Below are 12,376 nucleotides of genomic sequence, written 5' to 3' on the forward strand. Positions count from 1 at the left end.
GGTTATAAGAATTCGTAATTATGCAGGCCTCTCGGTACACAACCACATCTGCATGGTAGGATAGGGCTTAACGCCTTTTACAATGGCTTGCTTTTCATCATAAGCCATTCCGAGCCATTGCAAAAGAGACATACCAATTCCATTTGAACCCTTAAAGTTTTCGATAAGATTTTTGGATTCATTTTTATAACCATTTTCATGAAAAACTATTTCAGGATCTATTTTTAAATAAACACAGGCCGCGTAAGACCATGCAATTGCCATCATTTCACCACCATTATGCAAATCGCCACTTTCCAAATTATCACTCATCGTTTGCCTTATAGCAGGGGGCATACACGCTAAATGTCCAGCCTCGTGCAAAATATCGCCTGGGTAAAGTAACTTCTCCATATCTATAATTAGTATTCCTGTTCTTAATTTCAGTCCAGGTAAAAAAGTTTCTGTATAAATGGGTTCTAAGCTATATTTTAAACCAATCTCATTTAGAAATGAGAGGATAAGACTGGTGTTTTTTTCCATGCTAATTTAATTTTTTAATACTAATTTAGTTTTTACCTTACTTATATCTTCAATTTATAATTAAATTCTAATAATTTATCTCTACCAACGTTCTCCATGTTAAATAAGTTTACCAATTCTATTTTCCAATACCATAGCGATTTAAAAACCGGTTTGAGAAAGATTTTAGATCCTGATTTTGACCGCAAACAAGAAATTTGGCTGAGTATTTTTGGCTTGGGTAAGTTGGAAACGTTTCAGTTTATTTATGGAGCGTGTAAAGATGCTGAACATTTTAATCAATGGGTTACATCACTTAAAGGAGTAGATTTTGTAGAACAGGCCACCTTAAAATTTAATCATTGGACGCAAAACAATATAAGTACCAACCACCAAATCCCGAGAGGTTTAAGTATAGAGCAACTCCAATTTTGGAAAGTTAATGGTTATTTAAAAATAGGCAATCTTTTTCCTGATTCGCATTGCGACGATGTAAAACAACTCATTTGCAATTATCTAAATATTGATCTTTCTAAACCCGAAACCTGGTATTTTAACCACGAAAACTGGCATGGGTTAATGGTACAACTTTATCAAGATGAGGCCATTAATAAGATTAGATACAATACAAATCTTTTCAATCTATTTGCCGAACTTTATAACAATACAGATATTATAGCCAATGTAGATAAATTGAGTTATAATCCACCAGAAACAGACAAATGGCGGTTTTCTCATGATAAATTACATTGGGATATTGACTTTAACCGCTTAGACGAAGATTATATTCAGGGCTTAGTCTACCTTGATGATGTACCCGAAAACGGAGGTGCTTTTAAAGCAGTTCCTGGCTTTCATAATCAATTTAAAAACTGGATAAAATCATTCGAAAACCTGCAGCAAGCGCACAATAAAATGCGTGAAGAGCAAATTGGAGAATTTATACCAGGCAAAAAAGGCGATGTAATTCTTTGGCGTAATACACTTCCACATGCGGCAAGTAAAAATAAATCAACGCACCCTCGTTTTGTACAATACGTGAGTTTTTCAAAGCTTTAAATGTTAATTCACATGGTTCTCATTATTACTGCAATTTTACAAAAATAGACTAACATGCGATACTCAATCCTAATTTTTAATCTATTCTTTTTCTGCTTGATACAAGCCAATGCGCAACCCTTTAAATTTAATTCCATAGGAGAAAAAAAACCGTTTTCCTTCCATTTTGGGTGGCACAATAAAAAAGGTGCCTACGTTTGGTACGATGGACAGAAATCACCAATTGCCTTAAAATTAAAGCATTACGAAAGAGACACCAGCCAAAGAGAAGATCATCAGCCTGATGTTGAATATTATAAATGGACTGAACTTGTTAACGGAAAAGCCACAGGCGAATATAAACTTACCTCGATGCTCAGAACCATTTCTGATGTGGAATATTTACGCTATAAAGATCAAAGAACGTTTAAATTTGAAATTGATGAAAACGAGAAATATGAAGGTAAAAACATGGCATTATTGCACGGCATTCAAATCCATTTTTATACCTTTTTTAAAGATGATTTAATTATAAAATATCCCGATTTAAAGGAGGAAAAATTTAAGCTTTATGAAGTAAACGAGGGGAAACCCCGCTATGTTTACATTGATGATTATAATTTCGATGGAATTGATGATATAGCCTTTTCTGTTACCGATGGCGAAGGCTTAAATGTTGTTTACAATGTGTTTATTTATAATCCGACGACGAAAAGATTTTCGCCATTAAAAGAACCTGAAGATATTGGTTGTGGATATTTTAATAATTTAAAAGTTGATAAAAAGGCAAAGAAACTTGCCGTTACCTGCAAAGATAATGCAAGGTGGAAAACCTACATTTATAAAATAGATAAAACCGGAAAATTAGTATTACAGAAGCCTGAATAAAACCATGAAAATAAAATTATTCAACTTTCTAATGATGACCTTATGTTTTTTAGCTGCCATAAATACAAATGCACAGCAGAAAAAGAATGAATTAATTTATAATGCACAAGCAAAAATTGCTTTTGAAAACGCATTCAGTAAGCTTCCGCAGCCTTATAAAGAGAAGCTAATCCAGCTGGAAAACAAGGAGGATAGTTTAATTAAAAAGAGACAATCAACAGGTTTATTCAATGGAAATGCAAAAGTTGGATGGAGTATTTTTACCAAGTTTGATGAAATTATAATCAATAATAACAAAGAAGAACTAAACCCTGGTACGTCAGAAAATTTGTATCAGCCAGATCATAGCGGGGCAATATTGCAAGGCGATACACTTACCATTTTTACAGGAGTGTTTTTCCCGAGATTTAAAATAATGGTTGTAAAAAACAAAGTGAAAATTATTTATGAGGACTGGCGAAAATACGATCCTATTTTTCAGGTAAAATCAACAGATAGCCTTAATGAAAACCTAAATCTAATTTGTAACATTGAAGAGTTTATCCTCAACAAAAAAGAAATTGGCATTAACGATCTACTTTACGGCAAAGCTACCTTTAGCACTCCGGAATTTTACGAAAATAAAATTCTTAAAAAATTTAAATTCAGTTATGTTTTTAAAGTTAATGTAGGTAAACCATAAGACAGAAAAATTGTAATTGTGAAAATAAAAAAACTACTCAAACCTATAATTTATCTTGCTATTGCAGGAATTGCCTTTATTTTTGGCATTAATTATTACGTAAAATCTAAAACAAATCCTTCTATTTTTAGCAACCAAAATGGATTGCCAAAAAGCAATGTGGCAATTATTTTTGGCGCAGGCATAAACAATAATAAACCAAGCAAATACCTAAAGGATAGGCTGGATGCCGGCATTAAGCTTTACAAAGAAAATAAGGTTCAAAAACTTTTATTATCTGGAGATAATGGCAATGATGCGCACGATGAATTAACGGTAATGAAAATTTATTGTTATGAACATGGTGTTGATACCACAAAAATTTACATCGATTATGCTGGTTTCGATAGCTATTACACTATGTATAGGGCAAAAAATCTTTTCAAAGTGGATACCGCCATTTTGGTTTCACAAAAATATCACCTAAACAGAGCCATTTATATTGGCAATAAATTGGGTATAAAATCCTATGGCTTCGTGGCAAACCAAGGCACTTATCCAGGTTACAACTATGTACGTTTTAGAGAAAGTTTTGCTATCGTGAAATCAGTATTGGACGTTGCCAGAAATAGAAACCCACACTTTATGGGCGAAACCATCAACATTAACGGTCCTTCAAATTATACCAAAAATGATTAATAAAAATATACTTTGCCTTCTATTAGTTACGCTTATTTGTAACAGCTTATTTGCGCAAAGCGATAACCCGGTTATCAAAAAATCAGCCGCTACAGTAAATGCATTTGTACCAAAAGGATGGAAAATAATTTATACAGCCAAAGGCGATTTAAATAAAGATTTTTTGCCTGATGAAGCTATAATAATCGAAAATACAAACCCTGAAAATATTGTTAAAAACGATGGAATGGGTGGAGAACTTCTAAATATCAATCCCAGAAAATTATTGATTTTATTGAAAAACAAAACTGGTTACGATCTTGTTGCAGAAAACACCAAGTTTATTCCTACTAAAAATTCTATGCAAAATAGCTGTCTGGAAGACCCTTTAAGCGAAACAGGTGCAGTATTTATTAAAAAAGGATTGCTGAACTTATCATTTCAATATTTCCTTTCTTGTGGCTCTTGGGAAGTAACTACCCAAGATTATACTTTTCGCTATCAAAATAATCGCTTCGAATTAATTGGTGCTGACGATAGGAGTTACCATCGTTCATCAGGAGAAATGTACGAAACCAGCAGCAACTTTTCTACCTTTAAGCAAAGCAATACCACCGGTGGAAACATGTTTGATGATAAAGTAAATAAGCCAAAAACAAAGTGGACACCGTTAAAGCGTCGCAAACTATTGGATTTACAAAGCATCACAGAGGATGCTTTTGAAAGTTTTATGAATCAGGATAAATGATAGCCAAAAACTACTCTTCCTCGTCTTCCTCCTCTGGAGTGTAATTTGAAATGGCGGTACCGATTGCATTTACTTCTTCATCCTCCTCAAAAATTGGAAGTTCAGTTTTATAATCCAACTTTAACCAGATAGACGAAGTATCCTTTAAAATCTGAATGTATTCTTTGCCATTTTTAAAAATGGTATAAGTATCATTCCCTTCCGGAAATACCGCATATGTAATTGGTCCAACTTCTACATCAAAAGGTTCTTGCATAACTTTTTTTCTTGCAAAGATAAGCTATACTTTTTAACGCCATAAAATTTAGTCCATTAAAAAAATTACCCCAATTTGCTTAAAAATTGAACCAATTATACTACTTTACACCTGGATAACCCTATAGAAAAGAAAGATGAAGTTAACGTTTTGGGGCGCAGCACAACAAGTAACAGGAAGTATGCACCTGCTTGAAGTTGGACAATATAAAATACTAATCGATTGCGGCCTTGATTATGAGAAAGATACCTATCAGGAAGAAAATCAACATTTCCCCTTTGATCCATCAAGTATAAGCTTAGTTATTTTAACACATGCCCATATTGATCACTCGGGCAATTTACCTACATTGGTAAGAATGGGTTTTGATGGGCAAGTTTTATGTACCGCACCAACAGCAGATTTAACTGCAATTTTATTGTTTGATTCTGTTAATATTTTTCTAAGTAAAGAAAAACGTAAGCCTCGTACAAAACGAGGTAATTTTAGCGGTCCGAAACCGCTGTATTTGCAAAAACACGTAATGGATACCATCGATAGATTTGTAACCATTGCTTTTAATAAACCTTTTCGCATTAACGGAGATATCAGCTTAACTTTTATACCAGTTGGGCACTTGCTTGGAGCCGCCGCAGCTGTATTAACTATAAATGAGCATGGCGAAGAAAAGAAAATTGCCTTTACCGGCGATATTGGCAGAGAAAATTATCCTGTATTAACTAATCCAGAAGCTTTACCTGAAGTGGATTACCTCGTGAGTGAATCTACTTATGGCGGTCGTTTCCACACCAAAGATCAAACCCTTGAAGAGCGTTTAATAAAAGAAATTACAGAAGCTTGCATAAAAAGCCCAGGCAGATTAATTATTCCTGCGTTTAGTATCGGAAGAACGCAATCTCTGGTTTTTGCTTTAAACCAAATTTTTACCAAAAAATTATTGCCACCAATTCAAATTTTTGTAGATAGCCCAATGGCTGTGCAGGCGACAGAAATTTATCGTAAACACCATAATCTTGTTAATCAAGAAGCGAAAGATTTTTACCAAACCATGGGTGATGAATTTGAATTTGAGCATCTTGCCTACGTTCAAACCATGAAAGAAAGTAAGGATGTTTCCAATTATTTTGATCCCTGCATTATCATTTCTTCAGCTGGAATGCTGGAAGGTGGCCGCATTCAGGATCATCTTTATTACAATATCCAAAATTATTATTGTACCATTCTTTTTATCGGCTACTGCGCTAAAGGAACCTTAGGAAATAAGTTATTACGTGGCGATCCTATTGTGAAAATTAAAGATCGAGAAATGATGGTTTATGCAACTATTCGTCAAACCGATTTATTAAGCGGTCATGGCGATCATAACGATTTGATTAAAACCGTAAAGCAAACTGGGCATCCAAAAAAAGTGTTTCTGGTGCATGGTGAAGACAGTAGCTTAAAGAGTTTATCTACAGCTTTACAAGAAGAAGGATTTACAGTTTCTATCCCCGAAAGAGGAGAGGTTTTTGAATTGTAGCATCAGCAAGTTATAAACCCCACAGTTTTTAAAAGTATGTGGGGTTTATAAAACTAATTTGGTAGACTCAAAATCAGAAGCTTAAAGTTTTACTTTCTTACTTGTCCATCACCACGAACTACCCATTTATAGCTGGTTAATTCATCAAGTCCCATTGGTCCACGGGCATGGAGTTTTTGAGTACTAATACCTATTTCAGCGCCCAAACCAAACTGTGCTCCATCGGTAAAACCTGTGGATGCATTTGCATAAACCGCGGCAGCATCAACCTCATTTAAAAAACGGGTAATTGTTTCGGCATCCTCGGCAATAATGGCTTCACTATGTTTCGAACTATATTCAACAATATGATCCAACGCATCATTTAAACCATTAACCACTTTAACCGCCATTTTAAGCGATAAAAACTCTGTACCGAAACTTTCTGCTGTAGCGTTGTTTAAAAGTGCTTCAGGGTAAGATTGCTTTAATATTTTGTAACTCTCTGCATCTGCAAAAAGTTCAACATTTGCATTAGCCAAAGGTGTGAGCAATGCAGGTAAATCATTTAATCTATTATGATGGATTAAAACACAATCTAAAGCATTGCAAACGCTAACTCTACGAGTTTTAGCATTTAAAATAATGGCCTTGCCTTTTTCCAAATCTCCTGTTTCATCAAAATAAGTATGTACAATGCCTGCTCCAGTTTCTATTACTGGAATTTTGCTGTTCGCTCTAACGTAGTTAATTAAAGATTGACTTCCTCTAGGAATTAAAACATCAACAAAACCTACGGCATTTAATAACGCTTCGGTTGCGGGTCTTTCAATAGGTAATAACACCAATACATTTTTGTTAATATGATGTTTTTCTAATACTTCATGAATAATTTTAGTGATGGCGAGATTTGAAAATTCAGCATCGCTACCACCTTTTAAAACAGCAACATTTCCAGTTTTAAAACATAAAGAAAATACATCGGCGGTAACATTCGGACGGGCTTCATAAATTACGCCAACAACACCAAGCGGAACCCGAACCTTTTTTAAATTCAATCCATTATCCAGCACTTTTTCTGAAAGAATTTCATCCAACGGGCTTACTAAACCAGTTACATTTTCTACATCGGCAGCAATTGCTCTAATCCGATCTTCGGTAAGCTTTAAACGGTCGTATTTTGGATCTTCAACAGGCATTTTAGCAAGGTCTTTTTCATTCTCCTGTAAAATAGTTTTCGCTTCACTAACCAGCATGGAAGCTAAATCTAAAAGCACATGATTTACTTTTTCCTTAGATAATGCTGCCATCCCACGACTTGCTTTCCTAGCATTTTCAAAATATTGTTGGTACTCCATTTTTTAGTATATGTATATTAAATCGCTGAATAAAAATAATCGTAATGAACTAAAGCCTTTTGCTTCTTTTGTCCAATTCTTTCTCTGGCCTTGTCTGATCCATATTCTGCAATTCCCAGCCCAATTAGCTTATTTTTTTCATCTACAATTTTGATAATATCGCCCTTTAAAAAGTCCGATTGTATCTCAATAATTCCAACAGGAAGCAAACTTGTTGCCTTGCCTGAGGTTAAAACCGCTTTTGCACCATCATTTAGTTTAACAATACCTGTAGCTGCGGTTTCAGAGTGCGCAATCCATTTCTTTTTACCAGATTTTATTTTTTCAGGCACAAAACGTGTATGAATCACATTTCCATTTAATAAATCTATTAAAATATTATCCTTAGTTCCATTTGCAATATGTACAGAGATGCCCAGTTTAGCCACTTTTTGCGCCATGGTAGATTTAGTAATCATGCCACCACGTCCAAATTGTGATTTTCCTGTGCTTATAAATGAACTCAAATAAGCCACATCGCCCTTAATTTCTTCAATAACAGTCGATCCTTCCACCTTAGGATCGCCATTATAAATCCCATTTACGTTCGATAAAATAATCAGTGCATCAGCGTTAAGCATGGAAGCTATCAACCCTGCAAGCTCATCATTATCGGTAAACATTAGTTCAGTTACCGAAACTACGTCGTTTTCGTTTACTACCGGAATCACATCGTGCTGCAACATAATTTGCATACAGTTTTTCATGTTCAGGTAATGTGCTCTATCTCTAAAATCTTCTTTGGTAACCAAAACCTGGGCGCATTTTATTTGATGCTTTTCGAAAAAAGACGAATAGGTATTAATCAGTTTTACCTGGCCAATTGCAGCTAGTAATTGTCTCGAAGCAACGGCATCTTGCTTTTCAGAAATAGAAATTAAACTCCTCCCGGAAGCAACCGCCCCTGAGGAAACCAGAATAACTTCAATTCCAAGCTTTTTAATCATTGCAAGCTGATCCACAAGGTGTTTTATTCTGTTTTCATCGGGCAATCCATTTGCCTGAGTAATAACATTTGATCCAATTTTAACGATGATTTTCTTGTAGCTTAACTTCATTTTCTGCTTGGTACGATGATAAAAAAGGCAATTTAATATTTGTTTTTTAATTGCGTAACGTGAATGCTATTTATTCATTGTTTTTTATAAATTGCATTAACCATAAAATCAACCTCTTATGAAGTTATATATCCCTTGCTTACTTTTGTTAAGCACAATAACTGCCTGCAAAAATCAAAAAGAAAAAATGAATCCATACAAATGGCCCGATGCTAAAGCCCCAGTGGCAGAAATTATTAAGAAAGACAGAGTTATACATGGCGATACCGTAGTAGATAACTATTATTGGATGATCGATTACTTCAAAAAAGGCCCTGATAGTACAAAAGTTGTAGATTACCTGAAAGCAGAAAATGCTTATTTGGATGCCATGATGAAGGGCACGGAAAAATTTCAGGGTGATTTATTTAAGGAAATGAAAGCCCGAATAAAGGAAAAAGACGAATCTGTACCGGTATTTAGGAATGGCTATTTTTATTATACCCGAACCGAAGATGGAAAGCAATACTTTAAATACTGCCGTAAAAAGGGAAGTTTAACAGCAAAAGAAGAGGTACTTTTAGATGTAGATGAACTTGCAAAAGGGCATTCTTTCTACAGTGCAACGGGTTTTAGTGTTAGCCCAGATAATAAGCTATTGGCTTATGGAGTAGATCAGGTTTCTCGCCGACAGTACACAATTAATATTAAAAACTTAGAAACAGGAGAAGTTTACAAAGATGCCATTACCAATACAGATGGAGCCAGTGTATGGGCAAATGACAACAAAACCATTTTTTACACGGCAAACAATCCAGTTACCCTCCTTAGTGAAAATATAAAAAAACATACTCTGGGCACTGATGCGAAAAAAGATGTGGTTGTGTATAATGAAAAAGATAACAGCAATTATATCGGCATAGGAAAATCTAAAAATGGAAAATGGATATATATCGTTTCAGAAGCAACCCTAACTTCTGAATGGCAATTAATTAATGCCGACCAGCCTGAAAGTTCATTTAAGGTTTTTCAACCAAGAACTAAAGATGTGTTATATAATGTTACGCCACTTGATGATAAATTTTTGATTTTAACCAACTGGAATGCTAAAAACTTCCGCTTGATGGAATGTCCATTAGATAAAACTTCAAAAGAAAACTGGAAGGAAGTTATTCCACACCGCAAAGATGTTTTAATAGAAAATGTAGAAGAATTTAAGGATTATATTGTACTATCCGAACGTAAAAATGGCTTAACAGATCTTCGTGTTCAAAAAAGAGATGGTAGTGATTATTACATCAAATTTGACGAACCAGCTTATGATGCCAGTGTAGGCTCAAACCCTGAATACAGCAGTAAAACGATTCGGTATTACTATACCTCTTTAACTACACCAAGCTCTGTTTACGATTATGATTTGGAGAAAAAAGATCAGAAATTAATGAAACAACAGCAAGTTATTGGTGGCTACAATCCTAAAGATTATATAACTGAGCGTGTTTTTGCCACTGCAAAAGATGGAACAAAAATTCCGATTGCTTTGGTTTACAAAAAAGGTACAGAAAAGGATGGAACATCGCCGTTATTGCTTGAAGGCTATGGCTCATATGGATCAAACTCTGATGTTTATTTCTCTTCGGTAAGGTTAAGCTTGTTAAACCGTGGCTTTGTATATGCAATTGCCAATATAAGGGGAGGGCAGGAGCTAGGCCGCCAATGGTATGAAGATGGCAAACTGATGAAAAAGAAAAACACTTTTACAGATTTTATTGCCTGTGGTGAATATTTAATTGAGCAGAAATACACTTCAAAAGGGCATTTATATGCAACTGGAGGTAGTGCTGGTGGTTTATTAATGGGTGCAGTGGCAAATATGGCACCTAATTTATGGAACGGTATTGTAGCCGATGTTCCTTTTGTTGATGTAATTAATACCATGCTGGATGAAAGTATTCCACTAACCACCAATGAGTTTGATGAGTGGGGAAATCCTAAGCAAAAAGCAGCTTATGAGTACATGAAAAGCTATTCTCCGTATGAAAATGTGGAGAAAAAAGCATACCCAAATATGCTCGTTACAACAGGATTGCACGATAGTCAGGTGCAATATTTTGAGCCTGCGAAATGGGTAGCAAAGCTTAGAGCCAACAAAACCGATAAAAATGTTTTGCTGCTTAAAACCAATATGGAATTTGGGCACGGCGGGGCATCTGGTCGTTTTGATTACCTGAAAGATGAAGCCTTAACTTATGCGTTCTTTTTCGCCCTGGAAGGGATAAACAAATAAAAATCTGCCCAATCAGAATTTATAACAGTATGCTGACGGATGGCATTTGCACTTTGCGCTTTAGGTAGGGTGCAAATGCTTATCTTTGCAAATCAATGGAATACAACGTTCATACGCTGCCTAACGGCATCCGCTTATTACATGTGCCCTCGGCTTCAACTATATCTCATGCCTGTATTATCGTAAATACGGGTTCTCGCGATGAGTCTGACCAAAAAGCAGGACTTGCGCATTTTATAGAACATTTAATCTTTAAACGTACCGAAAAGCGCAGTACCAATCAGATTTTAAACCGGTTAGAAAGTGTTGGTGCAGATTTAAATGCCTACACCACCAAAGAATATACCTGTGTTCATGCCTCGTTTCTAAATCCTTATCTCGGTCGTACTTTAGATCTTTTTAATGATATAATTTTTCATTCTACCTTTCCTGAAGATGAAATGGATAAAGAAAAGGGCGTAATTTTAGATGAAATTTCTTCGTATATCGATCAGCCCGAAGAAGCAATTAATGATGATTTCGAAGATTTGCTTTTTGCAGGTCACCCGCTTGGTCATAACATTTTAGGTACAACAGAAACTGTTGAGAATTTTACACGTGAAGACATTATCAATTTCAGAAAGGAAAATTATAAAACCAGTGAAATTGTTGTTGCCGTTTTAGGAAATTACAGCTTTAAAACGGTTGTAAATAATGGTTCAAAGCATTTTGCCGATGTTCCAGAAAACTCACCGTTAAAAGAACGTGTAAAGCCTATCCTTCATCAAGCCGAAAATAAAACGATATACAAGCCTATTACCCAAGCGCATTGCTTATTGGGCGCACAAACTTATTCAACTCATCATCCATATAAAGCCGGATTATTGCTTTTAAACAATTATTTCGGTGGCAACGGCATGAGCTCCGTTCTTAATTTACAGATTAGAGAAAAGTATGGAATCGCGTATACCATAGAATCAGGGTTTTCTCCCCTTAGCGATACTGGAATATTTACCATTTATTTTGGCACCGATCGTGAAAAGCAACAAAAAGCACTTTCACTTATCTTTAAGGAAATTAAAAAATTAAGAGATAATCCGCTGAATAATTTACAGCTACAAAAAGCTAAAAATAAATTTATTGGTCAAATTGCACTTGGAGAAGAAAACAGAATTGGTTTAATCATTGCTATGGCAAAAAGCCTGATCGATCATGATAAAATTGATAGTTTAGAAACTGTATTTGCCAAAATTAATGCGGTTACAACCGATGAAATTGCAGAAATAAGTGCGGAAGTATTAGATAAAGACAAGCTTAACATTTTTACATTCTGTCCAATAGGGGAATAATTCTTATTTTTGTAGAATCAAATCTTTATAACATCATCAGCAAAAGCTTTTTGAAATCA

Annotated in this window: 12 protein-coding genes; 8 read left to right on the forward strand and 4 right to left on the reverse strand. The window is 35.0% G+C overall.

Translation table 11 applies throughout. From position 1 onward, the window contains the following. Positions 1-18: 18 nt before the first annotated feature. Positions 19-522 (reverse strand): hypothetical protein, encoded by a 504-nt coding sequence (locus tag EHC72_RS20235; protein ID WP_131539538.1) that lies wholly within the window; start codon positions 520-522, stop codon positions 19-21. 96 nt (positions 523-618) lie between these two features. On the opposite strand from EHC72_RS20235, the gene EHC72_RS20240 reads away from it, so the two are divergent. The 5 genes from EHC72_RS20240 to EHC72_RS20260 are packed head-to-tail and all read left to right on the forward strand — an operon-like array spanning position 619 to position 4,514. Beyond that, positions 619-1,560 carry a phytanoyl-CoA dioxygenase family protein gene (locus EHC72_RS20240; RefSeq protein ID WP_131539539.1) on the forward strand — a complete coding sequence of 314 codons (942 nt, stop codon included), beginning with the start codon at positions 619-621 and terminating at the stop codon, positions 1,558-1,560. A 54-nt stretch (positions 1,561-1,614) separates the two neighbouring features. After that, positions 1,615-2,427 carry an XAC2610-related protein gene (locus EHC72_RS20245; RefSeq protein WP_131539540.1) on the forward strand — a complete coding sequence of 271 codons (813 nt, stop codon included), beginning with the start codon at positions 1,615-1,617 and terminating at the stop codon, positions 2,425-2,427. Between the two features lie 4 nt (positions 2,428-2,431). After that, entirely contained in the window at positions 2,432-3,109 is a 678-nt protein-coding gene (locus EHC72_RS20250) for a hypothetical protein (protein WP_131539541.1), read from the forward strand. A gap of 18 nt (positions 3,110-3,127) precedes the next feature. After that, positions 3,128-3,787, forward strand: a complete 660-nt coding sequence (locus EHC72_RS20255; RefSeq protein WP_211660338.1) for a SanA/YdcF family protein — start codon at positions 3,128-3,130, stop codon at positions 3,785-3,787. Continuing rightward, complete coding sequence (locus EHC72_RS20260; RefSeq protein WP_131539542.1) at positions 3,780-4,514, forward strand: hypothetical protein; 735 nt, start codon at positions 3,780-3,782, stop codon at positions 4,512-4,514. The genes EHC72_RS20255 and EHC72_RS20260 overlap by 8 nt, the downstream gene beginning before the upstream one ends. A gap of 10 nt (positions 4,515-4,524) precedes the next feature. Here the strand turns inward: EHC72_RS20260 and EHC72_RS20265 are convergent, their stop codons facing one another. After that, positions 4,525-4,770: a hypothetical protein gene (locus EHC72_RS20265; protein WP_131539543.1), complete on the reverse strand. Its 246-nt coding sequence runs from the start codon at positions 4,768-4,770 to the stop codon at positions 4,525-4,527. A 136-nt stretch (positions 4,771-4,906) separates the two neighbouring features. On the opposite strand from EHC72_RS20265, the gene EHC72_RS20270 reads away from it, so the two are divergent. Beyond that, positions 4,907-6,289, forward strand: a complete 1,383-nt coding sequence (locus EHC72_RS20270) for an MBL fold metallo-hydrolase RNA specificity domain-containing protein (RefSeq protein ID WP_131539544.1) — start codon at positions 4,907-4,909, stop codon at positions 6,287-6,289. An 89-nt stretch (positions 6,290-6,378) separates the two neighbouring features. Here the strand turns inward: EHC72_RS20270 and EHC72_RS20275 are convergent, their stop codons facing one another. Both EHC72_RS20275 and proB read right to left on the reverse strand, forming a co-directional pair. Further along, the gene (locus EHC72_RS20275) at positions 6,379-7,626 is read right to left on the reverse strand and encodes a glutamate-5-semialdehyde dehydrogenase (protein WP_131539545.1); all 1,248 of its coding nucleotides are present in this window, start codon (positions 7,624-7,626) and stop codon (positions 6,379-6,381) included. Positions 7,627-7,643: 17 nt separating this feature from the next. Beyond that, positions 7,644-8,723 carry a glutamate 5-kinase gene (proB, locus tag EHC72_RS20280; RefSeq protein WP_131539546.1) on the reverse strand — a complete coding sequence of 360 codons (1,080 nt, stop codon included), beginning with the start codon at positions 8,721-8,723 and terminating at the stop codon, positions 7,644-7,646. A 118-nt stretch (positions 8,724-8,841) separates the two neighbouring features. On the opposite strand from proB, the gene EHC72_RS20285 reads away from it, so the two are divergent. Both EHC72_RS20285 and EHC72_RS20290 read left to right on the forward strand, forming a co-directional pair. Continuing rightward, on the forward strand, positions 8,842-10,989 hold the full coding sequence (locus tag EHC72_RS20285) for a S9 family peptidase (RefSeq protein ID WP_131539547.1): 2,148 nt from the start codon (positions 8,842-8,844) through the stop codon (positions 10,987-10,989). Positions 10,990-11,084: 95 nt separating this feature from the next. Further along, on the forward strand, positions 11,085-12,317 hold the full coding sequence (locus EHC72_RS20290) for a M16 family metallopeptidase (protein WP_131539548.1): 1,233 nt from the start codon (positions 11,085-11,087) through the stop codon (positions 12,315-12,317). Positions 12,318-12,376 lie beyond the last annotated feature (59 nt).

This window comes from Pedobacter nototheniae (assembly GCF_004335085.1).
Lineage (GTDB): Bacteria > Bacteroidota > Bacteroidia > Sphingobacteriales > Sphingobacteriaceae > Pedobacter > Pedobacter nototheniae.

Excerpts from the sequence above, each read along its gene's own strand:
- EHC72_RS20235 (WP_131539538.1), bottom strand. The coding sequence starts at position 522 with ATGGAAAAAAACACCAGTCTTATCCTCTCATTTCTAAATGAGATTGGT.
- EHC72_RS20240 (WP_131539539.1), top strand. The coding sequence starts at position 619 with ATGTTAAATAAGTTTACCAATTCTATTTTCCAATACCATAGCGATTTA.
- EHC72_RS20245 (WP_131539540.1), top strand. The coding sequence starts at position 1,615 with ATGCGATACTCAATCCTAATTTTTAATCTATTCTTTTTCTGCTTGATA.
- EHC72_RS20250 (WP_131539541.1), top strand. The coding sequence starts at position 2,432 with ATGAAAATAAAATTATTCAACTTTCTAATGATGACCTTATGTTTTTTA.
- EHC72_RS20260 (WP_131539542.1), top strand. The coding sequence starts at position 3,780 with ATGATTAATAAAAATATACTTTGCCTTCTATTAGTTACGCTTATTTGT.
- EHC72_RS20265 (WP_131539543.1), bottom strand. The coding sequence starts at position 4,770 with ATGCAAGAACCTTTTGATGTAGAAGTTGGACCAATTACATATGCGGTA.
- EHC72_RS20270 (WP_131539544.1), top strand. The coding sequence starts at position 4,907 with ATGAAGTTAACGTTTTGGGGCGCAGCACAACAAGTAACAGGAAGTATG.
- EHC72_RS20275 (WP_131539545.1), bottom strand. The coding sequence starts at position 7,626 with ATGGAGTACCAACAATATTTTGAAAATGCTAGGAAAGCAAGTCGTGGG.
- proB (WP_131539546.1), bottom strand. The coding sequence starts at position 8,723 with ATGAAGTTAAGCTACAAGAAAATCATCGTTAAAATTGGATCAAATGTT.
- EHC72_RS20285 (WP_131539547.1), top strand. The coding sequence starts at position 8,842 with ATGAAGTTATATATCCCTTGCTTACTTTTGTTAAGCACAATAACTGCC.
- EHC72_RS20290 (WP_131539548.1), top strand. The coding sequence starts at position 11,085 with ATGGAATACAACGTTCATACGCTGCCTAACGGCATCCGCTTATTACAT.